The sequence below is a fragment of the Streptomyces rugosispiralis genome (assembly GCF_024505145.1).
Taxonomy (GTDB): domain Bacteria; phylum Actinomycetota; class Actinomycetes; order Streptomycetales; family Streptomycetaceae; genus Streptomyces; species Streptomyces rugosispiralis.
On sequence record NZ_JANIAA010000009.1, the window covers coordinates 44811 to 69281 of the forward strand.

At 72.0% G+C, this 24471-nt stretch carries 23 protein-coding genes; 12 read left to right on the forward strand and 11 right to left on the reverse strand.

What is annotated here, in order from left to right:
- Window positions 1-8: 8 nt before the first annotated feature.
- From NP777_RS16740 to NP777_RS16755, 4 genes are all read right to left on the reverse strand, one after another.
- Window positions 9-920, reverse strand: coding sequence for a GlxA family transcriptional regulator (locus NP777_RS16740; protein ID WP_256650956.1), 912 nt, complete (start codon window positions 918-920; stop codon window positions 9-11).
- Complete coding sequence (locus NP777_RS16745; RefSeq protein ID WP_256650957.1) at window positions 917-1468, reverse strand: cysteine hydrolase family protein; 552 nt, start codon at window positions 1466-1468, stop codon at window positions 917-919. Before NP777_RS16745 ends, NP777_RS16740 begins: the two co-directional genes overlap by 4 nt.
- Before the next feature lie 108 nt (window positions 1469-1576).
- A complete protein-coding gene (locus NP777_RS16750) occupies window positions 1577-2434 on the reverse strand; it encodes a 3-hydroxybutyryl-CoA dehydrogenase (RefSeq protein ID WP_256650958.1) in 858 nt (285 codons plus the stop codon).
- A gap of 123 nt (window positions 2435-2557) precedes the next feature.
- Window positions 2558-4876, reverse strand: coding sequence for a xyloglucanase (locus NP777_RS16755; protein ID WP_391858527.1), 2319 nt, complete (start codon window positions 4874-4876; stop codon window positions 2558-2560).
- A 257-nt stretch (window positions 4877-5133) separates the two neighbouring features.
- On the opposite strand from NP777_RS16755, the gene NP777_RS16760 reads away from it, so the two are divergent.
- Window positions 5134-6366 carry a glycoside hydrolase family 10 protein gene (locus NP777_RS16760; protein ID WP_256650959.1) on the forward strand — a complete coding sequence of 411 codons (1233 nt, stop codon included), beginning with the start codon at window positions 5134-5136 and terminating at the stop codon, window positions 6364-6366.
- A 234-nt stretch (window positions 6367-6600) separates the two neighbouring features.
- Here NP777_RS16760 and NP777_RS16765 read toward each other — a convergent pair whose 3' ends face one another.
- Window positions 6601-6807, reverse strand: coding sequence for a DUF1918 domain-containing protein (locus NP777_RS16765; protein WP_020867170.1), 207 nt, complete (start codon window positions 6805-6807; stop codon window positions 6601-6603).
- Window positions 6808-6875: 68 nt separating this feature from the next.
- Window positions 6876-8105 carry a DMT family transporter gene (locus NP777_RS16770; protein ID WP_256650960.1) on the reverse strand — a complete coding sequence of 410 codons (1230 nt, stop codon included), beginning with the start codon at window positions 8103-8105 and terminating at the stop codon, window positions 6876-6878.
- On the opposite strand from NP777_RS16770, the gene NP777_RS16775 reads away from it, so the two are divergent.
- The 3 genes from NP777_RS16775 to NP777_RS16785 all read left to right on the forward strand — a co-directional run bounded on the left by NP777_RS16775 (window position 8104) and on the right by NP777_RS16785 (window position 13231).
- Window positions 8104-9558, forward strand: a complete 1455-nt coding sequence (locus NP777_RS16775; protein WP_256650961.1) for an aminotransferase-like domain-containing protein — start codon at window positions 8104-8106, stop codon at window positions 9556-9558. The two genes, NP777_RS16770 and NP777_RS16775, sit on opposite strands and share 2 nt — an antisense overlap.
- Before the next feature lie 361 nt (window positions 9559-9919).
- Window positions 9920-10492: a histidine phosphatase family protein gene (locus NP777_RS16780; protein WP_256650962.1), complete on the forward strand. Its 573-nt coding sequence runs from the start codon at window positions 9920-9922 to the stop codon at window positions 10490-10492.
- A 519-nt stretch (window positions 10493-11011) separates the two neighbouring features.
- Window positions 11012-13231: an NADP-dependent isocitrate dehydrogenase gene (locus NP777_RS16785; protein ID WP_256650963.1), complete on the forward strand. Its 2220-nt coding sequence runs from the start codon at window positions 11012-11014 to the stop codon at window positions 13229-13231.
- A 111-nt stretch (window positions 13232-13342) separates the two neighbouring features.
- Here NP777_RS16785 and NP777_RS16790 read toward each other — a convergent pair whose 3' ends face one another.
- A complete protein-coding gene (locus NP777_RS16790; RefSeq protein WP_256650964.1) occupies window positions 13343-13930 on the reverse strand; it encodes a TetR/AcrR family transcriptional regulator in 588 nt (195 codons plus the stop codon).
- 121 nt (window positions 13931-14051) lie between these two features.
- Between NP777_RS16790 and NP777_RS16795 the strand changes: the two genes are divergently transcribed.
- Complete coding sequence (locus NP777_RS16795) at window positions 14052-14945, forward strand: NADP-dependent oxidoreductase (protein WP_256650965.1); 894 nt, start codon at window positions 14052-14054, stop codon at window positions 14943-14945.
- 84 nt (window positions 14946-15029) lie between these two features.
- Here the strand turns inward: NP777_RS16795 and NP777_RS16800 are convergent, their stop codons facing one another.
- On the reverse strand, window positions 15030-15617 hold the full coding sequence (locus NP777_RS16800; RefSeq protein WP_256650966.1) for a TetR/AcrR family transcriptional regulator: 588 nt from the start codon (window positions 15615-15617) through the stop codon (window positions 15030-15032).
- Window positions 15618-15725: 108 nt separating this feature from the next.
- Between NP777_RS16800 and NP777_RS16805 the strand changes: the two genes are divergently transcribed.
- The 6 genes from NP777_RS16805 (at window position 15726) to NP777_RS16830 (ending at window position 21461) form a co-directional block, all read left to right on the forward strand.
- Window positions 15726-16493, forward strand: a complete 768-nt coding sequence (locus tag NP777_RS16805) for an SDR family NAD(P)-dependent oxidoreductase (RefSeq protein WP_256650967.1) — start codon at window positions 15726-15728, stop codon at window positions 16491-16493.
- A gap of 85 nt (window positions 16494-16578) precedes the next feature.
- Complete coding sequence (gene argC, locus NP777_RS16810) at window positions 16579-17607, forward strand: N-acetyl-gamma-glutamyl-phosphate reductase (protein WP_256650968.1); 1029 nt, start codon at window positions 16579-16581, stop codon at window positions 17605-17607.
- Complete coding sequence (gene argJ, locus NP777_RS16815) at window positions 17604-18758, forward strand: bifunctional glutamate N-acetyltransferase/amino-acid acetyltransferase ArgJ (RefSeq protein ID WP_256650969.1); 1155 nt, start codon at window positions 17604-17606, stop codon at window positions 18756-18758. Before argC ends, argJ begins: the two co-directional genes overlap by 4 nt.
- Window positions 18755-19702 (forward strand): acetylglutamate kinase, encoded by a 948-nt coding sequence (argB, locus tag NP777_RS16820; RefSeq protein ID WP_256650970.1) that lies wholly within the window; start codon window positions 18755-18757, stop codon window positions 19700-19702. Before argJ ends, argB begins: the two co-directional genes overlap by 4 nt.
- Complete coding sequence (locus NP777_RS16825) at window positions 19699-20901, forward strand: acetylornithine transaminase (RefSeq protein ID WP_256650971.1); 1203 nt, start codon at window positions 19699-19701, stop codon at window positions 20899-20901. Before argB ends, NP777_RS16825 begins: the two co-directional genes overlap by 4 nt.
- Window positions 20902-20909: 8 nt before the next feature.
- Window positions 20910-21461 carry an arginine repressor gene (locus tag NP777_RS16830; protein WP_201854629.1) on the forward strand — a complete coding sequence of 184 codons (552 nt, stop codon included), beginning with the start codon at window positions 20910-20912 and terminating at the stop codon, window positions 21459-21461.
- 68 nt (window positions 21462-21529) lie between these two features.
- Here the strand turns inward: NP777_RS16830 and NP777_RS16835 are convergent, their stop codons facing one another.
- Window positions 21530-22546 (reverse strand): bile acid:sodium symporter family protein, encoded by a 1017-nt coding sequence (locus tag NP777_RS16835; RefSeq protein WP_256650972.1) that lies wholly within the window; start codon window positions 22544-22546, stop codon window positions 21530-21532.
- Window positions 22547-22612: 66 nt separating this feature from the next.
- On the reverse strand, window positions 22613-23203 hold the full coding sequence (locus NP777_RS16840) for a pyridoxamine 5'-phosphate oxidase family protein (RefSeq protein WP_256650973.1): 591 nt from the start codon (window positions 23201-23203) through the stop codon (window positions 22613-22615).
- 51 nt (window positions 23204-23254) lie between these two features.
- Here NP777_RS16840 and NP777_RS16845 point away from each other — a divergent pair, with 51 nt between their 5' ends.
- Window positions 23255-23653, forward strand: a complete 399-nt coding sequence (locus tag NP777_RS16845; RefSeq protein WP_256650974.1) for a DUF488 domain-containing protein — start codon at window positions 23255-23257, stop codon at window positions 23651-23653.
- 55 nt (window positions 23654-23708) lie between these two features.
- Here NP777_RS16845 and NP777_RS16850 read toward each other — a convergent pair whose 3' ends face one another.
- Entirely contained in the window at window positions 23709-24449 is a 741-nt protein-coding gene (locus tag NP777_RS16850; RefSeq protein WP_256651138.1) for an FAD:protein FMN transferase, read from the reverse strand.
- Window positions 24450-24471: the final 22 nt, after the last annotated feature.

Here is a 24471-nt window from a genome sequence, read left to right on the forward strand (position 1 = left end):
GAACGAGGTCAGAGCGCCCGCGCCCGGAGGCGGCGCAGCATCCGCGCGTCGTCGAACCCCACCTCCCGAGCCGCGGCCGCCACCGTCGAGCCCTGGCCGATCAGATGCTCCGCGCGCTCCAGCCGCAGCGTCTGCTGGTAGCACAGCGGGGTGAGCCCGCCGGTGGCGCGGGTGAACAGCCGGGTGAGGGTACGTTCGCTGACCCCCGCCCCGACGGCCAGCCGCGCCGGCGACAGCGGTTCGGTGAACCGCGTGTCGATGACGTCCTGGACCCGGTGGACCACGTCGTCCAGATGGGCGCGGTGCCGCAGCATCGCGCTGGCCTGCGGCTCTTCGCCGTTGCGGCGGGCGTAGATGACCATGTTCCGGGCCACTTGGGCGGCGAGCGCCGGTCCGTGCCGCACGGCCAGCAGATGCAGCGCCAGATCGATACCGCTGGCGATGCCCGCCGAGGTCACGACCCGGTCGTCGGTGGTGAACAGCACATCCCGGACCACCGTCGCCCGGGGGTGCCGGGCCGCCAGTTCGTCCTGCAGCTCATGGTGGGTGGTGCACCGGCGGCCGTCCAGCAGCCCCGCCCGTCCCAGCGCCAGCGCCCCGGCGCATACGCTGGCCACAGTGGACCCGGCCGCGTGGTGGGCGCACAGCCGCGCCGGCGACTCCGGACCGGGAGCCCGGCCGTCGTACGGCGGCGAGGTGCGTCGGCCCGGCACCACGACCAGGTCGTCCGGGCCCGTCGTGGGCCACTCGGTCCGCGCGTTGAGCGTCAGACCCTGGGCGCTGGGGACCAGCTCCCGGTCGGCCACGTAGCAGAGTTCGTAGGGCAGCCCGAGTTCCGCCGCCGTGCCGAAGACCTGCGCCGGTCCGGCCAGGTCGAGCAGATGGACCCCGGGCACCAGCACGAACACCACCCGGCTCATACCGTGGAGGCTCCCGGCTCCGCCTCCAGCTCGGCCACCGTGGCGATGCGCGCGAACCGGTCGCGCAGCACCGCCTCCGTACGCTCCACGATCGCCTCGGCGCTCAGCGCGCCGAGCGGATGGGTGGTGGTGGCGTCGGTGACGAACACGACCCCGTACCCCAGATCGCTACCGACCCGGGCGGTGGTCTCCACGCACTGCTCGGTGCGGATCCCGCAGACCACCAGCTCGCGCACGCCCGCCTCGGTCAGCAGCCGCTGGAGCCGGGTGGTGGTGAACGCGTTGTGCGCGGTCTTGTGGAGGACCGGCTCACCCGGAGCCGGCCGCTCCAGCTCTTCCAGCGGCCGGATGTGCCCCTGCTCCGGGTCGAACGCGCCCCCGCTGCCGGGCTCGGTGTGCAGCACCCAGATCACCTGGTCCCCCTCGGCACGGGCGAGGCGGACCAGCCGGTTGACCGGATCCGCGATCTTCGGGTTGGCGATCCGCTCCCAGGACGGGAGGGCGCGGAAGGATTCCTGGACATCGATGACGATCAGCGCTCGCTTCATGGTCCCCAGTCTGACCAGGGACGAACGCCACCGACCAGACACGATCGGGGCCGGTGACGGAACGATCCGGTCAGCACCGCCGTCATCCAGAACGAGCCGCGTGCCCGCTCAGTACGTGTAGAAGCCCGAGCCCGTCTTGCGTCCCATGCGGCCCGCGTCCACCATCCGCAGCAGCAGCGGGGGAGCGGCGTACAGCGGCTCCTTGTACTCCTCGTACATCGAGTCGGCGATCGCCACGATGGTGTCCAGGCCGATCAGATCGGACAGCTTCAGCGGGCCCATCGGATGGGCGCAGCCCAGCTCCATGCCGTTGTCGATGTCCTCGCGGCTGGCGATCCCGGACTCGAACATCCGGATGGCGGACAGCAGATACGGGATGAGCAGCGCGTTGACCACGAACCCCGCGCGGTCCTGGGCGCGGATGGCGTGCTTGCCCAGGATGTCGCCGACCAGCGCCTCGGAGCGCTTGATGGTCTCGTCACCGGTGGTGAGCGCCGGGATCAGCTCCACCAGCGCCTGCACCGGCGCCGGGTTGAAGAAGTGGATGCCGATCACCTGGTCCGGGCGGGAGGTGGCGACGGCCAGCTTGACCAGCGGGATGGACGAGGTGTTGGAGGCGAGGATCGCGTCCGGGCGGGTCACCACCTGGTCGAGGACCTGGAAGATCTCCGTCTTGACCTGCTCGTTCTCGACGACCGCCTCGATCACCAGATCACGGTCGGCGAATTCCCCCAGATCGGTGGTGAAGCTCAGCCGGTCCAGCGTCGCGTCGCGCTGCTCCTCGGTGATCTTGCCGCGCTCGGCGGCCTTCCCGAGGGAGTTGGTCAGCCGGGTACGCCCTATCTCCAGGGCCTCGCCCGTGGTCTCCGCGACCATGACGTCCAGGCCGGATCGGGCGCACACCTCCGCGATGCCCGCGCCCATCTGGCCACAGCCCACCACTCCGACGCGTTCGATGTCGGTCACATCGTGCCTTTCGCTGGTCCAACTGTCCGTTGTGTCGTCCCCCTGTCGCCCCAGACGTTACCCTCCGGTTATCGGTAGGGGGCGGGCCGGGGCCGGAAATCCGGCCCCGGCCCGCCCCCGCCGTCAGGAGATGTCGCCGCGCAGGATGCCGCGCCCGTTGGTGGCCAGGTAGACCCGTCCGTAGACCCGTGGGTCGCCGGTGATGGAGCCGCCCGTCCAGCCCCACTGATGGGCGTCGTCGTTGATCCGGGTCCAGCTCGCCCCGGCGTCCGTGGAGCGGAAGATGCCGCGTACCCCGCCGATTTTCGCGCTGGTGTAGAGCGCCTGGTACGAGGCGCCCGGCGCCGCCTTCCCGAAGCCGATGGTGTCCGCCTGCTGGACACCGCTCAGCTTGGTGAAGGTCGCGCCGGAGTCCGTGGAGTGCCACAGCCCGTACGCCCCGCCGGTGCTGCCGCCCGCGAGCCAGATGTCGCCCTCGGCGCCCGGCAGCGCCTTGAACCGCACCGGGCCGTCGGCCGGCAGCCCGGCGGACGCCCTGGCGGTGAAGGTGGCGCCGCCGTCGGTGGAGACGTAGAAGGTGCCCGCCTTGAAGCCGTAGAACTTCTTGGGGTTCTTACGGTCGGACTCCACGACCGCCCCGGCCGGGATGCCGTTCGACGCCGACCAGGAGTTGCCGAAACCGGTGGTGTGGTAGACGGCCGAGGTGCCCTCCGGGGCCCAGACGAAGCCGCTGCCGTCGGCCGCCGCGGCCACCGTGCCACCGCCGGTGACCCCGGACGGCTCGCTGCCCTGGAACCAGTTGGCGCCGTTGTCGGTCGAGAAGGCGATCCGTGGCGCGGAGTCGTTGTTGCCCACTCGGACCACGGTGTTCGGACTGGTCTCGGCGTAGTCCAGGCTGGTGGTCGTGGTGAACGTCGGCGAGGTGTACATCCTCGCCGGCACCGCGTCGAGATCGGTGTGCCGGAAGCCCCCGATGTCACCGAGCGCGCTGAGCAGCGGGGCGCCGGTGGGCGGGCTGGCCAGATCGTTGACCGCCGTCTCCTCCAGGCCCCTGACCATGGGCGTGATGGCGATTTTGCCGCCCGTGTCCCAGTTTCCGAGGTTCTCCGTGCCGTAGACCGTCGCCCCCGTGCCGTACATCATCCGGTTGGAGTCGAACGGGTCGATCTCCAGCGCCTCGGTCATCCACCCCAGCTTCGGGGTGACTTCGGGCGGGGTGGGGTTGGTGCCGAAGGTCAGCCAGGGGACGGCACTGACGTCCTGGGTGTAGCGGAAGGACCGGTTCGGGTAGCTGGTGAAGTCCCAGGCCCGGGTCCAGGTGGCGCCGGAGTCGGTGGAGCGGAAGATCTGGGTGTCCGGCCACCAGGAGCTGTAGCCGGTCACCATCAGCGTGCCGGGCTTCTGGCGGTCCACCGTGAGCCCGCTGTAGCCGAAGTAGGTGTCGGCGTCCGCCATGGGGCTGATGTTCTTCCACTCCCCGGTGGCCGTGGTGTACCGCCACACCTGGCCCTTCTCCCCGTCGTACGGGCCGCCCTTGTCGCTGGTGGTGACGTACAGATAGCCGTTCTTGGCGTCCAGGACACCCTTGTGGGAGAGATAGCCGGTCGGCTGCCCGGCCACCCGCGACCAGGTGGCGCCCGCGTCCGTCGAGCGGTAGACGGTGTTGTCCTTGTCCGCCACGCCCACGTAGACGGTCTTCGTGGCGCTGCCGGCGGAGCCGGTGCGCTCGTCGAAGGTCACCCACACCACGCCCTGGTTGTCGCTCAGATAGCCGCTGGTGTCGCTCGCGTCCTGGACGTATGTGCCGGGGTTGGGGAAGGACGTCACCTTCGACCAGGTGACACCGGAGTCGGTCGAGCGCCACAGCCCATTGCCGCTCGGCGCGCCGAGATAGAGCACGCTGTTCCGGTTCGGGTCCACCGCCAGCCGCTCACCCATGCCGCGGCCGGGCATATTGCCGCCCAGCTTGAAGGGGAGGGTGGTGGACTGCCAGCTCGCGCCCCGGTTGGACGAGCGGAGGATCGCACCGTTGCCCGGGTCCCAGCTGTTGGTGTACGTACCGGCCGCCACATAGACCTTGTTGGGATCCACCGAGTCGCTGGCCAGGCTCACCACCCCGGTCCAGCCCCAGTGGTCCCAGTCCAGCGAGTCCAGCAGCGGCACCCATCGCTTGCCGGACTGGTCCCAGCGGTACGCCCCGCCGATGTCGGTGCGGGCGTAGGCGAGGTTCTTCTCCTTGCGGTTGAAGACGATGCCGGGGACGAAGCCGCCGCCGTCCACGCGGACGTTCTTCCAGGTGTAGGCGTCGGCCTGGGCGGTGCCCCGGGCGGGGGCGGCTTCGGGGCGGGCCGCGGCGGGGGAGGCCGCCGCGGTGAGTAATCCGCCGACGAGCGCCAGCGCGGCCATGAGCGCGCCGACCGGTCTTCTGCCGTTGCTGCGCACGGGAACTTCCTCTCCGGACGTGGGGGTAGTGAGCCATGAGGGCCATGCGGGCGAGGGTATTTGGGAGCGCTCCCATGCGTGCGTCATCCGATGCTAGCGGCCGGATGGCCGTGCGAGAAGGGTGAAGTCAAGGGGTCCTCAAGGGGTGTTGGGCCCGACCGTCCCGGATTCGCGGTAAGCATTGCCGGGCGCCCCACAAGGGCCCCATCATCAGCGGGAGTTGCCGTGCAGGTCCCTGGGGCGAGGAGCTGAGTTTCATGGGTCGGATCACGCGCAGAAGTCTCACGGTGGCGGCCGCCGGAGCCCTGGCCGCCACCGTCACGGCGGGTGACGCGCTGGCGGAGGGGCGGGATGGTGGGCACCGGCCCCAGTTCCGCGGAATGTGGCTGGCCACCGTCGCCAACCGCGACTGGCCGTCCAAACCCGGTCTCCCCGCGGAGCGGCAGCGGGCCGAGCTGCTGGGCTTCCTCGACACCGCCGTGCACCGCCGGCTCAACGCGGTGGTCTTCCAGGTGCGGCCGACGGCGGACGCGCTGTGGCCCTCACCGTACGAGCCGTGGGCGGAGTGCCTCACCGGAGCGCAGGGCAAGGACCCGGGCTGGGATCCGCTGGGCACCGCCGTGCGCGAGGCGCACCGGCGCGGTCTGGAACTGCACGCCTGGTTCAACCCGTACCGGATCGCCAACCACACCGACCCCTCGCGGCTGATCCCCACCCATCCGGCCCGGGTGCACCCCGAGTGGGTCGTGCCGTACGGCGGGAAGCTCTACTACAACCCCGGGCTGCCGGAGGTCCGCCGCTTCGTCCAGGACGCCATGCTGGACGCGGTCGTGCGCTATGACATCGACGCCGTCCACTGGGACGACTACTTCTACCCGTATCCGGTGGCCGGTCAGGTCTTCGACGACGACGCGGCGTACGAGCGCCACGGCGCGGGCTTCCCGGACCGCGCGGCCTGGCGGCGGAACAACATCGACCGCCTGGTGTACGAGACGGCCGTGCGCGTCAAACGACTGAAGCGGCGGGTGCGGTTCGGCATCAGCCCCTTCGGCGTCTGGCGCAACCAGGCCACCGACCCGCTCGGCTCGGCCACCACGGCGGGGGTGCAGACCTACGACGACCTCTACGCGGACACCCGTGGCTGGGTGCGGCGGGGATGGCTGGATTACGTCGTCCCACAGGTCTACTGGAACATCGGCTTCGCCGCCGCCGACTACGCGGTGCTCGTCCCCTGGTGGTCGGAGGCGGTCCGGGACACCGGGGTGAACCTCTACATCGGCGAGGCGCTCTACAAGGCGGGCGATCCGGCGCAGCCCGCGCCCTGGCAGGACCCGGCGGAGCTGTCCCGGCACCTCACCCTCGACCAGGGCTTTCCCCAGGTGCGCGGCAATGTGTACTTCTCGGCGAAGGAAGTGGCCGCCGACCGCAACGGCGCCATGGCGCGGGTGGTCGCCGACCACTATCCGTATCGCGTCCGCCCGCCCCGCTGACCCGGGCCCGGCCCCGTGGGCCCGGCCCCGTGGGCCCGGCCCCGTGGGCCCGGCCCCGTGGGGGCGGCTACGGGGTGTCCGGCGGACCAGGCGGCGGAGCCGCACACCGATGCGCGCGGCGGAGCCGCATATCGTCAGGTGCCGGGAAGGGGCGGGCGTCAGCCGCCGGGAAGGGGCGGGGCGGGGAGCGGCCCGACGCGGGCGTCAAGATCCGTCGGACGCCCCCCGCACCCCCTAACGCTGCCCGGGTCCGGCGGCCAGGTGGCGGACGACCGAGTCGGGCCCGGGGGAGAACAGGCACTCATGTCCGTCGTCCTCGTAACGCACGCGGTAGGGCGGTTCCCCGTTGTCCCCGAGCACTTCGATGATCTCCGCTACACGATCGTGAATTCCGACAACCCTGCCGTGCACCAGCAGCTTGTCGCCTACGGTCGCCTCCATGTGCGTGACCTCCCGTCCGCTGGAGGGCAATGCGATCTGCTGAGGGCATGCGATCCCTTGAGGCCAGTCTATGGCCGGTTGTCCTGGTTTGCCCCGGCCGGGGAGCGATTCCGGTCCACCGCTTCGGGGATCTCGTCCACCGCTTCGGGGATCTCGTCCGCCCCTTCGGGGACTCGGTCGGTCCCTTCGGCGGTTTGGTGCTCGGGCGTCCGGCCGGGGTGGGAAGCCCGTACCCCGCCCGCCGGAACCCGGGCCCGCTGGGTCACCCCGATGCACACCAGCACCGCGACGGCGGCGATCGGGGCGGCGGGGGTCAGCGTCTCGCCGAGCAGCAGCACCGACCACACCAGGGTGAGCAGCGGCTGGGCCAGTTGGAGCTGGCTGGCCCTGGCCACCCCGATGGCGGCCATCCCCCGATACCAGACCACCAGGCCCACGAACTGCGAACCGACCGCCAGCCACAGCAGCCCGGCCACCGCGCGGCCGCCGAGGTGGACGTCCTCGCCCGCCAGCGCGAGCACCGCGCCCGGCACCGACAGCGGCAGACAGCCCACCAGCGCCCAGCCGATCACCTGCCAGCCCGGCATATGGCCGGCCAGCCGGCCGCCCTCGGTGTAGCCCGCCGCGCACACCACCAGCGCGCCGAACAGATACAGATCGCCGATGGTGAGCGCCCCGCCGCTCTGCTGCACCGCGAAGGCGATCACGACCGCGGCCCCGGCCAGCGCCGCCGCCCAGAACACCCGTGAGGGCCGCACCCCGGTCCGTACGGCCGAGAAGGCGGCGGTGGTGAGCGGCAGCAGACCGCTCACCACCGCCGCGTGCGCGGTGGTGGAGGTCTCCAGGGCGAGCGTGGTCAGCAGCGGAAAGCCCACGACGACCCCGGCCGCGACGACCAGCAGTCCGGGCCAGTGGCGGCGGTCCGGCACCGGGACCCGCAGGGCGATCAGCGCCCCGCCCGCGATCAGCGCGGCGAGCACCACCCGGCAGGTGGTCACCGACCAGGGGCCGAGGCCGGTGAGCGCCCAGGCGGTGGCGGGGAAGGTGAGGGAGAAGGCGGCCACGCCGAGCGCGGCGAGCAGGGTGCCGGTGCGGAGGGCGAACGGGGTCGGGAGCGCCGGGGCCGCTCTGGCCTCGCCCCGGCCCGGGGCTGGGCCGTTGCCCGAGGCTGGGCCGTTGCCCGGGGCGAGGTCAATCCCCGGGGCGGGATCGCCGCCGGGTGCGGGGTCGCCACCCGGGGCGGGAGCACCGCTCACCGCTATCGCACTGCCGTCAGTAGCGCTATCCTGTGCTGTCATGCAACAGCGTAGCAGTGTGGCCGAACTCGCGGAATCGCTGCGGAAGGACCTGGACCGCTACTCACCCGGAGAGAAGCTGCCGCCCAGCCGGGCCCTGGTCGAGCGCCACCGGGTGAGCCCGGTGACCGTCTCCCGCGCCCTCGCCGCGCTGGTCGCCGAAGGGCTGGTGGTCACCCGCCCCGGCGCCGGTGCCTTCCGCGCCGACCGGCCGCGGGCCGGGGTGCCGCGGCCGGGCGACACCTCCTGGCAGGAGGTCGCGCTGAGCGTGGAGACGGCCGGTGAGTCGGTGCCGCGCTCGGTGGACGCCTCCGGCGTCCTGGCCACGCTCGCCACCCTGCCGCCCGGGATCCTGGAGTTCAACGGCGGCTATCTGCACTCCTCCCTCCAGCCCGAACGGGCGCTGGCCGCCGCCCTGGCCCGCGCCGGGCGGCGGCCCGGCGCCTGGGACCGCCCGCCGGTGGAGGGCCTGCCCGAGCTGCGCGCCTGGTTCGCCCGCGAGATCGGCGGCCCGGCCGGGGCCCTCGGCGCCTCCGACGTCCTGGTCACCGCGGGCGGCCAGTCCGCGCTCACCTGCGCGCTGCGTGCGCTCGCGCCGCCCGGCGCGCCCGTCCTCGTCGAGTCCCCCACCTACCCCGGCATGCTCGCCGCCGCCCGCGCCTCCGGGCTGCGCCCCGTCCCGGTCCCGGTGGACGCCGACGGGGTGCGCCCCGAACTGCTCGCCGAGGCGCTGCGGGCGACCGGCGCCCGGGTCTTCGTCTGCCAGCCGCTGTTCCAGAACCCCACCGGCGCGACGCTCTCCGCCGGGCGCCGCCGCGAGGTGCTCGCGATCGTCCGCGAGGCGGGCGCGTTCGTGGTGGAGGACGACTTCGCGCGCCGGCTCGTCCACGAGGACGCGGCCCCGCTGCCCGCCACCCTCGCCGCCGACGACCCCGACGGGGCCGTGGTCCACGTCTGCTCGCTCACCAAGGCCACCTCGCCCAGCCTGCGGGTGGGCGCGCTCGCGGCCCGCGGCCCCGCGCTGGAGCGGCTGCGGGCGATCCAGGTCGTCGACAGCTTCTTCGTGGCCCGCCCGCTCCAGGAGACCGCGCTGGAACTCGTCGGCGCGCCCTCCTGGCCCCGCCATCTGCGTACCGTGGCGGCCGAGCTGCACATCCGCCGCGAGGCGCTCGTCACCGCCGTACGGCGGGAGCTGCCCGCGCTGGAGCTGCGCCATGTCCCGCCCGGCGGCTACCACCTGTGGCTGCGGCTGCCCCAGGGCACCGACGAGGCCGCCCTGGCCTCCGCCGCGCTGCGCGCCGGGGTCGCCGTCGCCCCCGGCCGCCCGTACTTCTGCGCCGAACCGCCCGCGCCGCATGTGCGGCTGAGCTTCGCGTCGGTGGCGGGTACCGGTGAACTGGCCGAGGGGGCGCGGCGGTTGCGCACCGCGTGCGAGGAGGTGCTGGCGGGGGCATAGCCGGTGCCCGCCGGCTCTTGGCGCCTGCGGCGGGCTGCTCCCCTCCCCGGCACCTGACGATATGCGGCTCCGCCACGTGGGGGCTACGCCCCAGACCCCGGGGCGGGGTTGTGCCCCAGGTCCCGGGGTGGGGTTGCGCCCCGGATCCCGGAGCGAGGCTGCGCCCTCTCTCTCAGCATCGCTGTGCGGCACGGCCCCGCGCCCCACGGACCGCGCCGCATCCTGCCCGCCACCCGCGATGCGCGCGGTGTTCATGAGACGGCCGCTTCGAGCCGTCCGGTGACCCGGCGCACACCGAAAGGCGCTGCTCTTCTCCTGGTTACGGGTCCTGCGGCCGCGGCCGTGACCTTACGATGCCGGGATGACGTTTCGGCTGACGCTGGTCGCCGCCGGTCGCAGTTCCTCCCGGTTGGGGGAGCGCTTCGGTGACGACCGGCCGCTGGATCCGGAGGGCCGGCTCGCCGCCGAGCGCGCGGCCCCCGGGCTGCTGCCGCTGGCCGCGGCCGAGCTGCGCTACTGCTCGCCGTCGACCCGCAGCCGCGAGACCGGTGACGCGCTGGGCTTCACGCCACTGGTCCAACTCGCCTTGCGCGACTGCGACATGGGCCGCTGGGCGGGCCGCTCCCTCGCCGATGTGATGGCGCGCGAACCCACGGAGGTGGACGCCTGGCTCGGCGATCCGCGCTCCGCACCGCACGGCGGGGAGTCGCTGCACGCGTTCATCATGCGGATCGGCGGCTGGCTGGACACCCGCCCGGCCGAGGACCACGCCAAGATGGTGGCCGTGGCCGACCCCGGGGTGGTCCGCGCCGCCCTGATGTACGCGATCAAGGCGCCGCCGCACTGCTACTGGAACGTCGACATCCGGCCGCTCTCCACGGTCACCCTCACCGGCCGGGCGGGCGAGTGGCGGCTGCGCGTGGACGGTGCGTGACAGCGGGGCGCGGCGGGCCTCCGCTCACGGCGTGAGCTCCTCGGCCGGCGGATCCATCAGCGGCCCGTCGTGCCACGTACCGTCGGCACCGCGCTCGTAGGACCGCCTGACACCGACGGGGCCGTAAACCGGCCTTGCCGTGAGCCGGTCTTGCCGTGAGCCGGTCTTGCCGTGAGCCGGTCTTGCCGTGAGCCGGTCTTGCCGTAAGCCGGCCTTGCCGTAAGCGCGGATCGTGGCCGGCGATCGCACCGCCGCCGCCACCAGGCCCGCGCGACCCCGCCGGCGCGCGTGCACCGCGGGCGTGGCGCGGACCGCGGCCAGGGAGGGAACATCGGAAGGGACGGCGGGGCGCGGCACCACCCGCGCGTCCCGCGGAGTCAACGGCATGGACGGGACGGTCCCGTCGAAGCGCGTGCCGTGACCAGGGCGCGGCTTTCTGCCCAGGGCCCTTTCGGGAAAGCACTCGGCACCGGATATCTTGATGTCGAGCAATGTTGCAGACGTGGAGCGGAGCACCCGGTGACTGACTCGACCATCATCTATACGCACACGGACGAGGCCCCTGCCCTCGCGACGTACTCGTTCCTGCCGGTGATCGAGGCGTATGCCTCCACCGCCGGGGTCGGCGTGGAGAGCCGGGACATCTCCCTGGCGGGCCGGATCATCGCCCAGTTCCCCGAGCACCTGGAAGAGGGCCAGCGCATCCCCGACGCCCTCGCCGAGCTGGGTGACCTTGCCAAGACCCCCGAGGCCAACATCATCAAGCTGCCGAACATCTCGGCCTCGATCCCGCAGCTGAAGGCCGCGGTCGCCGAGTTGCAGCAGCAGGGCTACGCGCTGCCGGACTACCCGGACGACCCGAAGACCGACGAGGAGCGGGAGATCCGCGCCCGTTACGACAAGGTCAAGGGCTCCGCGGTGAACCCGGTGCTGCGCGAGGGCAACTCCGACCGCCGCGCCCCCGCCTCGGTGAAGAACTACGCCAAGGCCAACCCGCACCGCATGGGCGCCTGGACGGCCGATTCCAAGACCAATGTGGCCCATATGGACACCGACGACTTCCGCTCCACCGAGAAGTCCGTGGTGATCCCGGAGGACGGCTCGCTGCGCATCGAGCTGGCGGGCGACGACGGCTCCACCACCGTGCTGCGCGAGTCGGTGCCGGTGCTGGCGGGCGAGGTCGTGGACGCCTCCGTGATGCGTGTCGCGGCGCTGCGCGAGTTCCTCTCGGCGCAGGTGGCCCGCGCCAAGGCGGAGGGCGTGCTGTTCTCGCTGCACCTGAAGGCCACGATGATGAAGGTCTCCGACCCGATCGTCTTCGGCCACGGCGTACGCGCCTTCTTCCCCAAGACCTTCGCCGAGCACGGTGAGACCCTCGCCGCCGCCGGTCTGACCCCGAACGACGGTCTGGGCGGCATCCTCAAGGGCCTGGAGGCCCTGCCCGAGGGCGCGGCGATCAAGGCGTCCTTCGACGCCGAGCTGGCCGAGGGCCCGGAGCTGGCCATGGTCGACTCCGACCGCGGCATCACCAACCTGCATGTGCCGTCCGACGTCATCGTCGACGCCTCCATGCCGGCCATGATCCGCACCTCCGGCCACATGTGGGGCCCGGACGGCGACGAGCACGACACCCTCGCGGTGATCCCGGACAGCAGCTACGCCGGGATCTACCAGGCCGTCATCGACGACTGCCGCGCCCACGGCGCCTTCGACCCGGCCACGATGGGCTCGGTGCCCAACGTCGGCCTGATGGCGCAGAAGGCCGAGGAGTACGGCAGCCACGACAAGACCTTCGAGATCCCCACCACCGGCACCGTCCGCGTCCTGGACGGCGCGGGCAACGCGGTCATCGAGCAGGTCGTCGGCGCCGGTGACATCTTCCGGATGTGCCAGACCAAGGACGTGCCGATCCAGGACTGGGTCAAGCTGGCCGTCACCCGCGCCCGCGCCACCGGCGACCCGGCCGTCTTCTGGCTGGACGAGGGCCGTGCCCACGACGCCAACCTGATCGAGAAGGTCAAGGCGTACCTGCCGGAGCACGACACCGAGGGCCTGGACATCAGGATCCTGGCCCCGGTCGAGGCGATCAAGCTCTCCCTCGAGCGGATCCGCCGCGGCGAGAACACGATCTCGGTCACCGGCAACGTCCTGCGTGACTACCTGACCGACCTGTTCCCGATCCTGGAGCTGGGCACCAGCGCCAAGATGCTCTCGGTCGTCCCGCTGATCAACGGTGGCGGTCTGTTCGAGACCGGCGCGGGCGGCTCGGCGCCCAAGCACGTCCAGCAGCTGGTCAAGGAGAACTACCTGCGCTGGGACAGCCTGGGCGAGTTCCTGGCCCTCGCGGTCAGCTTCGAGCACCTCGCGCAGAAGACGGGCAACGCGCGGGCCCAGGTCCTCGCCGACACCCTGGACCGGGCGACCGGCACCTTCCTGGCCGAGAACAAGTCGCCCAGCCGTCGCGTCGGCGGTATCGACAACCGCGGCAGCCACTTCTACCTGGCCCTGTACTGGGCCCAGGAGCTGGCCAAGCAGACCGACGACGCCGACCTGGCCAAGGCGTTCGCCCAGCTCGCCGACACGCTCGCCACCCAGGAGCAGACGATCGTCGAGGAGCTGCTCGCGGTCCAGGGGTCCCCGGCCGACATCGGCGGCTACTACCAGCCCAACACCGCCAAGGCCGCGGCCGTCATGCGCCCGTCCGCGACCCTCAACCAGGCGCTCGCCACCCTCGGCTGACCCGCCAGGCGCGCGTGACGCGTCACCGCACCGCACCACACCGCCCCCGGCCGGCATTCGCCCGGCCGGGGGCGGTCCCTGTTCTGCCCGGAGGACCGGTGGAACAGTTCCTCACGTACGCCGAGAAGGCGAGGCGACTTCCCAGGCCGCCTCGATCATCCGGAAGATCTCGTCCACCGCGGCCTCCGGCTCGGCCGCCTCACGGGCCAGCGCATAGGCGTCGATCACGAACCTCGCGATGGTCCGGCAGGCCGTCGTGGTCTGCGACCGGCCGGGATCGGCGGCGATGGCCGTCGCCAGCGACTCCGCGTGGCGCAGCCTCATCGACTCCTCGTACTCCCGCAGGGCGGGTGATCCCTCGATCATGTGCCAGATCGGGGCGGCGCCGTCCGCCGTGCAATGCCGCACCAGGGCGTGGACCTCGCGGCGCAGCGCGGGGAGGAGCGGCTCGTCCGGCGCCCGGTCGGTGACCGCCTGCGCGAGGCGTCGCTCGAAGTCCTGGTCCTGCTCGAACACCAGGGCCTCTTTCGAGGCGAAGTGGGAGAAGAGCGTGGTGACGGCCACATCGGCCTCGGCGGCCACCTCACGGATGCCCACCGCGTCGTACCCGCGCTCCAGGAAGAGCCGCAGGGCGGTATCGGCGATCTTCTGGCGGGTCGCGGCCTTCTTGCGCTCACGGCGTCCGGACGGCACGGTCATGGACTCACGCTATCAGCTGCGAATGCGTAACGGTTATCTAATCCTAGCAGTTCTCAAACTCTAGCGGGTCTCAAACCATAACGGCTCTGAAATCCTAACGGTTAGTGTTACGGTCGGTCGCATGAAGAGAGTGAGCTTCGCCGAGTTCGGCGGTCCGGACGTTCTGCAACTCATAGACGCCGAGGAGCCCCACGCGGGCCCCGGCCAGCTACGCATCGCCGTGCGGGCGGCGGGCGTGAACCCCGTCGACTGGCGGATCCGTGAAGGCCAGGTACTGGGAGCCCATCCGGTCGAGCTGCCCTCCGGGGTCGGGCTGGACGCCGCCGGGGTGGTGGACGAGGTCGGCGAGGGCGTCGACGGGGTCGAGGTCGGCGACCGTGTGTTCGGCGAGGGTTCGAGCACCTATGCCGAGTTCGCCGTGGTGTCGGCCTGGGCCCGGATGCCCGAGGGGCTGACGTTCGAGGAGGCGGCCGGGTACCCCTCCGTGGTGGAGACCGCGCTGCGCGTCATCCGCGAGGTCGGTGTCCGTCCCGGGCAGACGCTGCTGGTCAGCGGTGCGTCCGGGGGAGTCGGATCGGCGGTGCTGCAGATCGCCCGCGACCGGGGCATCACGGTGATCGGCACGGCCGGGGCCGCGAACCAGGACTATCTGCGCAGCCTGGGTGCCGTCGCCACGACGTACGGCGAGGGCTGGGTCGAGCGGGTGCGGCGGCTCGGCCAGGTCGACGCGGCTCTCGATCTGGCCGGTTCCGGGGTGATCCGCGAACTCGTCGAGCTGACCGGGGATCCGCGGAAGGTGATCTCCATCGCCGATCTCGGCGCTCCGGAGCTCGGCGTCCGATTCTCCGGCGTGGCCGGGAGCGTGCCGGACGCGCTCGCCGAGGCCGTCGACCTCATCTCACGGGGCAAGCTCCACATCCCGGTCGAGAAGTCGTACCCGCTCGCCGAGGCCGCGGCGGCGCACGTCGACAGCCAGGCCGGTCATACGCGCGGGCGCCGGGTCATCGTCGTCTGAGCCGTCTCCCGCGCGGCCCGGTCTCAGGGCCGGGCCGCGCGGAACTCGTGGCCCTCGAGGGCGGCGAGGACCGTCTGATCGGGCTCAGGCGCGGGCGGCTCCCGCTCGAAGGCCGGCGAGTACCGTGCCGAGCAATCGGTCGGTCAGGTCGTCGTCGGCGTCGATGCCGAGGCAGGAAGAGGATGTCGCCGCGAGTGAGCCCGCGAGGAAGGGCAGGTCCTGCCATCGCGCGTCAGGGTGCATGGCTCCCGCTTCCTGGGCGCGCTCGCCAATGTGGCGGAGTTGCTCGCGTACTCGCGCCTGGCCGTCGGCATGGGCTTCCGCCGCCGCCCCTGGATGGTCGTTGAGGAGCTCGAAGAGGCCGCGGTGGCGTGCCTGGTGCTCCACGAGAAGGCGCAGCGCGTCCCGCAGGCCCCGCGCGGGGTCCGCTTCGGCGGCTCGCCGGAGGCCGTCCTGGACTTCGTCGAGTACGTCACCGAGCACGGCCGAGAGCAGCTCCTCGCGGGAGGCGAAGCGACGGTAGAACGTCGCCTGGCCCAGTCCGGCACGTCGCACGATCTCGTTCACCGACACCCCCAGGCCCAACTCGGCCACCGCGTGCCGGGCGACCTTGATCAGAAGTTCACGGTTGCGCAGGGCGTCGGCGCGCGGGGGAGATTCTGCGTCGGGCATGCCGCCAGCCTACCCCGGAATCGGAGAACCCCTCTCCGATTGTGTTAGATTGCAAACGGAGAGAGGTTCTCCGTTTTTTGCCTCGGAAGAGCCGGGAGGGGTGGCGGCATGGGAAGACTTGACGGACGTACGGCGCTGATCACGGGAGGCAGCGAAGGGCTCGGCCGCGCGATCGCCACGGCGTTCGCCGCGGAGGGGGCCGACCTGGTGCTGCTCGCCCGCGATCCGGACAAGCTGGCGAAGGCGGCCGGCGAACTGAGCGGCGAGCGGGTCGCGGTGCGCACCCTCGCCGTGGACCTGGCCGACATGTCGGCGATGTCCGATGCGATCGCCCGGCTCGATGTCGATATCGACATCCTCGTCAACAACGTGGGCCTGGCCCGCATGAAGCCGCTGGCCGACGTCACGCTCGACGATGTGGAGGCGATGGTGACCTTGAACCTCACCGCGCCCTTCCGCCTCATCCAGCTCCTGCTGTCCTCTCTTGTCGCGACGCGGGGCACCGTCATCAACATGTCCAGCTACTGGGCCAGCACCATGGTCGCCGACCGCCCCTCCAGCATGTACTCGGCGACCAGGGGTGCCATCGAGTCCCTCACCCGTGCCCTCGCCAGCGAGCTGGGCCCCAGCGGCGTGCGGGTCAACGCCATTGCTCCCGGCTCGGTGGCCACACCCACCTTCGACCGCCAGTACCTCGGCCCGATGACACCCGGGCAGCGCACCGAGTACGAGGAGTACGTGCGGCGCGCCTACCCCACCGGCCGCATCGGCCGCATGGAAGAGATCGCGAATGCGGCCCTCTACCTCGCCTCCGACCAGTCGTCCTGGACGACCGGTGTCGTCCTCAAGGTGGACGGGGGCCTCACCCTCCGGTGACGAGCCCCGCGGCTTTCCGGCCACCTTTTGCATAAAGCTGTCATCAAACGTATAGTCATGCCATCATCTAGGGAGGACGACGGTGATGGCCATACGTGCTGCGGTGGCGGGCGCGAGCGGATACGCGGGCGGGGAACTGCTGCGGCTGCTGCTCGCCCACCCCGAAGTGGAGATCGGTACCCTGACCGGCAACTCCAACGCCGGACAGCCCCTCGCCGGGCTGCAGCCCCATCTGCTCCCGCTGGCCGGGCGGGTGCTGGAGCCCACCACCGCCGAGGCGCTGGCCGGGCATGACGTGGTCTTCCTGGCGCTGCCGCACGGGCAGTCCGCCGCCGTGGCCGAGCAACTCGGCGACCAGGTCCTGGTCGTCGACTGCGGCGCCGACTTCCGGCTCGAGGACGCGGCGGACTGGGAGAAGTTCTACGGTTCGCCGCATGCCGGCACCTGGCCCTACGGCCTGCCCGAGCTGCCCGGTGCCCGCGCCGCGCTGGAGGGCGGCAAGCGCATCGCGGTGCCGGGCTGCTACCCCACCGCCGTCTCCCTCGCGCTCTTCCCGGCGTACGCGGCCGGGCTGCTGGAGCCCGAGGCGGTCATCGTCGCCGCCTCCGGGACCTCGGGCGCGGGCAAGGCGCCCAAGCCGCATCTGCTGGGCAGCGAGGTCATGGGCTCGATGAGCCCGTACGGCGTCGGCGGCGGCCACCGGCACACCCCCGAGATGATCCAGAACCTGTCCGCCGCGGCGGGCGAGCGGGTGTCGGTCTCCTTCACCCCCACCCTCGCCCCGATGCCCCGCGGCATCCTCGCCACCTGCAGCGCCAAGGCCAGGCCCGGAGTCACCGGGGAGAGCCTGCGCGCCGCGTACGACAAGGCGCTGCGGGACGAACCGTTCGTCACCCTCCTCCCCGAGGGCCAGTGGCCCTCCACCGCCGCCGTGTACGGATCCAACGCCGCGCTGCTCCAGGTCGCCCATGACGAGGCGGCCGGCCGCGCCCTCGTGATCAGCGCCATCGACAACCTCACCAAGGGCACCGCGGGCGGCGCGGTGCAGAGCATGAACATCGCCCTCGGCCTCCCCGAGGAGCTGGGACTTTCCACGATCGGAGTCGCTCCATGAGCGTTACGGCAGCCCAGGGCTTCACGGCCTCCGGCGTCGCGGCAGGGATCAAGGAGAACGGCAACCCCGACCTCGCACTCGTGGTGAACACCGGCCCGCGCCTCGCCGCCGCGGCCGTCTTCACCTCCAACCGCGTCAAGGCCGCCCCCGTCCTGTGGTCCGAGCAGGTCATCAAGGGCGGTCAGGTCTCGGCCGCCGTCCTCAACTCCGGTGGCGCCAACGCCTGCACCGGCCCGCTGGGCTTCCAGGACACCCACGCCACCGCCGAGAAGGTCGCGGAGGTCCTCGGCCACAGCGCGGGCGAGGTCGCCGTGGCCTCCACCGGGCTCATCGGTGTCCGGCTGCCCATGGACGCGGTGCTGTCCGGGGTCGGCAAGGCCGCCGAGGCGCTCTCCCCGCACGGCGGCGAGAAGGCCGCGATCGCCATCAAGACCACCGACACCGTGCACAAGACGGCCGTCGTGCAGAGCCCCGCCGGCTGGACCGTGGGCGGAATGGCCAAGGGCGCCGGGATGCTGGCCCCGGGCCTGGCCACCATGCTCGTCGTCCTCACCACCGACGCCGACATGGACACCGCCGGGCTGGACACCGCGCTGCGCGCCGCCACCCGCACCACCTTCGACCGGATCGACTCCGACGGCTGCATGTCCACCAACGACATGGTGCTGCTGATGGCCTCCGGCGCCTCCGGTGTCGCTCCCGACACCGCGGAGTTCGCCGAGGCGGTCCGCGAGGTCTGCGCCGACCTCGCCCGCCAGCTCATCGGGGACGCCGAGGGCGCCTCCAAGGACATCCGGATCGAGGTCGTGGGCGCGGCCACCGAGGACGACGCGGTGGAGGTGGGCCGCTCCATCGCCCGTAACAACCTCCTCAAGTGCGCCGTGCACGGCGAGGACCCCAACTGGGGCCGGGTGCTCTCCGCGATCGGCACCACCTCGGCCGCCTTCGATCCGGACCAGCTCAACGTCGCGATCAATGACGTCTGGGTGTGCAAGAACGGCTCGGTCGGCGAGGACCGGGAGCTGGTCGACATGCGCTACCGCGAGGTCCGCATCACCGCCGACCTGTCCGCGGGCAGCGCCTCGGCGGTCATCTGGGCCAACGACCTCACCGCCGACTACGTCCACGAGAACAGCGCTTATTCCTCATGAGCCAGCCGACCGCCACCCGTAAACACACCGCCCTGCCCAAGGCCCGCACCCTCATCGAGGCGCTGCCCTGGCTGACCCGCCACCACGGCAAGACCGTGGTGGTCAAGTTCGGCGGCAACGCCATGGTCGACGACGAGCTGAAGGCCGCCTTCGCGCAGGACGTCGTCTTCCTGCGCCACGCGGGGCTGCGCCCCGTCGTCGTCCACGGCGGCGGCCCCCAGATCAGCGCACAGCTGGACCGGCACGGCCTGGTGAGCGAGTTCAAGGCCGGGCTGCGGGTCACCACCGACGACGCCATGGACGTCGTACGGATGGTGCTGGCCGGACAGGTCCAGCGCGAACTGGTCGGGCTGCTCAACCGGCACGGCCCGCTGGCCGTCGGCATGACCGGCGAGGACGCGCATCTGATGTCCGCCACCAAGCACTTCGCCGAGATCGACGGCGAGCGGGTGGACATCGGCCGGGTCGGCCAGATCACCGAGATCGACACCGGCGCGGTCCGGGCCCTGCTGGACGACGGCCGGATCCCGGTCGTCTCCTCCATCGCCCGCAGCGCCGACGACGGCCATGTCTACAACGTCAACGCCGACACGGCCGCGGCCGCCCTCGCCGTGGCGCTGGGCGCCGAGACGCTGATGGTGCTCACCGACGTGGAGGGCCTCTACGCCGACTGGCCCAACAGCGACGAGGTGATCAGCAAGCTCACCGCGAGCCAGTTGGAGAAGCTGCTCCCGGAGCTGGCCAGCGGCATGGTGCCGAAGATGGAGGGCTGTCTGTACGCCGTGCGCCACGGGGTCACCACCGCCCGGGTGCTCGACGGGCGCGTACCGCACTCCATCCTGCTGGAGATCTTCACCGACGAGGGCATCGGCACGATGGTCCTGCCGGACGGGACCGTGATCGACGACAAGGGCAACGACGGCGACAAGGGGGAGGACCAGTGAGCAACGCGGAGCTGAAGCGGCGCTGGCAGGGGGCGCTCATGGACAACTACGGCACCCCCCGCCTCCCGCTCACCCACGGCGAGGGCACCAAGGTCTGGGACGCGGACGGCAGGGAGTACCTCGACTTCGTCGGCGGTATCGCCGTCAACTCCCTCGGCCACGCCCACCCCGCCGTCGTCCGGGCGGTGTCCGACCAGATCGCCACCCTCGGCCATGTCTCCAACCTCTTCGTGGCCGAGCCCCCGGTGGCGCTCGCCGAGCGGCTGCTCCAGCTCTTCGGCCGCTCCGGACGCGTGTACTTCTCCAACTCCGGCGCGGAGGCGGTCGAGGCCGCCTTCAAGATCGGGCGGCGCACCGGGCGCACCCATATGGTGGCCACCACCGGCGGCTTCCACGGCCGCACCATGGGGGCGCTGGCCCTGACCGGCCAGCCCGCCAAGCAGGAGCCCTTCCTGCCGCTGCCCGGCGATGTGACGCATGTGCCGTACGGGGACGTGGAGGCGCTGCGCGCGGCCGTCACCACCGACACCGCCCTCGTCATCCTGGAGCCCATCCAGGGCGAGAACGGCGTCATCGTGCCGCCGGCCGGCTATCTGGCGGCGGCGCGGGAGATCACCCGGGCTACCGGCACCCTGCTGGTGCTCGACGAGATCCAGACCGGGATCGGGCGGACCGGGCACTGGTTCGAGCACCAGGCGCAGGGCGTCGAGCCCGATGTCGTCACCCTCGCCAAGGGGCTCGGCGCCGGGCTGCCCATCGGCGCCACCCTCGCCTTCGGGCCAGCGGCCGACCTGCTGACCCCGGGTCAGCACGGATCCACCTTCGGCGGCAACCCCGTCTCCTGCGCCGCCGGTCTCGCCGTCCTCGACACCATCGCCGCCGACGGTCTCCTGGACCGGGTCAAGCGGGCAGGGGAGCGGCTGCGTAACGGAATCGAATCGCTTGACCACGCATTGGTCGCCCGGGTCCGCGGCGCCGGGCTGCTGCTCGGTATCGTGCTCACAGAGTCCCTCGCGCCGCGGGTGCAGAAGGCGGCTCAGGACGCGGGACTCCTGGTGAACGCGGTCGCGCCGGATGTGGTCCGGCTCGCCCCGCCGCTCGTCATCTCCGACGGCGAGGTGGACACCTTCCTCCGGGAGCTGCCCGCCGTGCTGGACGCCGCACATGAGGGAGACGGGGAACGACGAGCCGGAGACTGACGACACCGATGACCGAGGCGCAGCACACCGACGCGCAGGACGCCAACCACGGCGGACCGGCCGTGCCGCAGACCCGCACCGCACGCCACCGCCGGATCGTGGACATCCTGAACCGGCAGGCCGTGCGCTCCCAGAGCCAGCTCGCCAAGCTGCTCGCGGACGACGGGCTCTCCGTCACCCAGGCGACGCTGTCCCGGGACCTGGACGAGCTGGGCGCGGTGAAGATCCGCAACACCGGCGGTGAGCTGATCTACGCGGTGCCGAGCGAGGGCGGCGACCGCACGCCGCGCGCCCCGCTCGGCGAGTCGGCGAGCGAGGCGCGGATGGCCCGGCTGGCGGGTGAGCTGCTGATCTCGGCGGAGGCGTCGGCCAACCTCGTGGTGCTGCGCACTCCGCCGGGCGCCGCCCAGTTCCTCGCCTCGGCCATCGACTCGGCGGAGCTGCACGACATCCTCGGCACCATCGCGGGCGACGACACGCTCCTGCTGATCAGCCGCGACCCGCTGGGCGGCCAGGCGCTCGCCGACCATCTGCTGCGACTGGCCCAGAAGGAGCGCTAGGCGCTTCGCTGGATGTGCCGCGCTGTGCCGTCGGTCGTCTGCGGCGCCATCGTGGCTGCACGAAGCCCTTACGCCGCGCTCCGGCTGCGGGCTCGGTACGACATCCAGGCCGCCACCACCGCCCCCGAGACGTTGTGCCAGACGGAGAACACCGCGGCCGGGAGCGCGGCCAGCGGGGTGAAGTGGGCGGCGGCCAGGGAGGCGGCGAGCCCGGAGTTCTGCATGCCGACCTCGAAGGCCATGGCCCGGCTGGCGGGCGCGCCCAGCCGGGCCACCTTCCCGGCCCCGTAGCCCAGCGCCAGGCCGAGCCCGTTGTGGAGCACCACGGCGAGCAGCACCAGCGCCGCCGCCGACTTGATGGCGTCCGCGCTGGCGGCCACCACGATCGCCACGATCACGCCGATGGTGACGGCCGACAGCCAGGGCAGCAGCCCCAGCACCCGCTGGATGTACCGCCCGGCGACCAGCCGTACGGCCAGCCCCCCGACCACCGGCAGCAGCACGGTCTTGAGGATGTCGGTGACCATCGACCCCGCGTCCACCGGCAGGAACTCCCCGGCGAGCAGCAGCGTCAGCGGCGGGGTGACCAGCGGCGCGAGCACCGTGGAGACGGTGGCGACCGACACCGACAGCGCCACGTCGCCGCGCGCCAGATACGTCACCACATTGGAGGCCGTTCCGCTCGGCGCACAGCCGACCAGGATCACACCGGCCGCCAACTGCGGGGAGAGACCGAGGGCGTTGGCGATCAGCCACCCAAGACCCGGCATGATCACATAGTGCGCGACCAGCCCGAGCGCCACCGCCCAGGGCCGCTTGACCACACCGGAGAAGTCCCGCGGGGTCATGGTGAGGCCCATGCAGAACATGATCACGCCGAGCAGATAGGGCACGTTCGGCGCCCACCCGCTGAAGGTGCCGGGCGTGCCGAGACCCGCCGCACCGGCGGCGAGGACGAGGAGGGGGAAGACGGTGACGGCCCGCCGGGCCGCCCGGTCGGCGGCGGCGGGCTCCGGTGACGGCGCGGGCGACTGCCCCGCCGTGGTCGGGTCATGGTCCGCGGAGCTCTTCGATTCGGATCGCACCGCGTGATGGAACGCTTCCGGAGGCGCCTTCCGCAACACCGTCTCGTTATGTGGTCACTACACCCACTATGTGGAACTCAGTGGCGGCAGCGGCAGTGGAAGCCCCGGCAGACCGTCGATGCTGCTGGCGATGTGCTCCTTCTTGTGGAAGTAGCGGTCCAGCGATTCGTCGTCCTCCCGCCGGAAGCGGGAGGCGTGCAGCGGGCGCTCCTCGCGGTAGTCCAGATACGGGACCGCGTAGCCGCAGGTGTCGCGGATCAGCTCGGCCGTCACCACGATGACCGCCCGCAGCCCGTGGTCCTCGACGTCGATGTCCGGGAAGTGCGCCAGCAGCGCGGAGAACCGCGGATCGTCACGGAACACCGGCTCGCCCCGGCCGTGGACGCGCACGATGTTCGGCGGTCCGGTGAAGGCGCACCACATCAGGGTGATCCTGCCGTTCTCCCGCAGATGGGCGATGGTCTCCGCGTTGCTCCCCGCGAAGTCCAGATAGGCCACGGTCAATTCGTCGAGTACGGCGAAGGAGCCGGCCAGCCCCTTCGGCGAGAGGTTCACCGTGCCGTCCCCGGCCAGCGGGGCGGTGGCGGTGAAGAACATCTTCTGCTCTTCGATGAAGGTGCGGAGTCTGCCGTCGATGCGTTCGTACACCTTTCCCATGTGGCGCATTATCCCTGCGGGTGGTCGCCGGGGCGATGTCTCCATGGGCGTATGGCCACCAAGAAAGCCTCCGCGCGGGCGTCCGCGGCCGAGCCCGCGATCCGGATCCGCCGGGTGTACGACACCCCCGACCCGGACGACGGCACCCGCGTCCTGGTGGACCGCGTCTGGCCGCGCGGCCTCGCCAAGGCCGACGCCCACCTGGACGAATGGACCAAGGACGCCGCCCCGTCCACCGAGTTGCGCCGCTGGTACGGCCATGACCCGGACCTCTTCCCGGAATTCACCCGCCGCTACCGCGCCGAGCTCACCACCCCGGAGCGCCGCGAGGCCGTCGCCCACCTCCGCGAGCTGACCACTTCCGGCCCGCTGACCCTCCTCACGGCGGTGAAGGACCTCGACCACGGCCATGTCCAGGTGCTGACCGAGGCGATCCGCGACCAGGGGTGAGCGCCGCTCAGGGATCGCCTTCTGGAGAGGGACCGTCTCGTACACCGGTATCGGCTTATACACATAGCTCCGCCGAATAGCGGGCGAAGCCGCTGGTGTGCCAGGTGGAGCCGTCCGCGGTGATGACGAATGCCTCGGCGTCGGGGAGCCGGCCCAGCCAGGGGCGGGCGCGTTCGGCGCCCATGGCGCAGGCCGCGGTGGCCACGGCGTCCGCGTCGGCCAGGCTGGTGGCGATCACGGTGACCGAGGCCAGGCCCTGGGCCGGGGGGCGGCCGGTGTGGGGGTCCAGGATGTGGCAGCCGCGCTCGGCCGGGCCCGAGGTGGCCACGGCCAGCTCGCCGTGGGCCTCCACGATCGCCGCCAGCTCGCCCCGGCGCAGCGGGTCGGCGATGCCCACCCGCCAGGGGCCGCCGTGCACTTGGACGTCGCCGCCGCCGTTCACACACACCGACCCGGCGCCCGACGAGACCAGCATCCGGGCGGCGCGCTCCACGGCCCAGCCCTTGACCAGGCCCGTCGGGTCGGGGCGGCCACCGGCGTAGCGGGCGGTGAACCAGCCGCCGCTGCGGTGCTCGGCCTCCTCGCACATGCGTAGTACGTCCCGGACCTCCGGGTCGCACCGCGACAGCGTCAGCTCACCGCGCCCCAGCCGGCTGATCTGGCTCTCCGGGCGGTAGGTGGAGAACAGCTCGTCCACCCGGTGCAGCCCGACCACGGCCCCGTCCAGCGCGGCCTGCACCCGGGGCCGGTCGGCGGGCGCGACCTCGCGGACGTCGAAGGAGAAGACCGTGCCCATGACGTGCTCGACATGGCGCAGC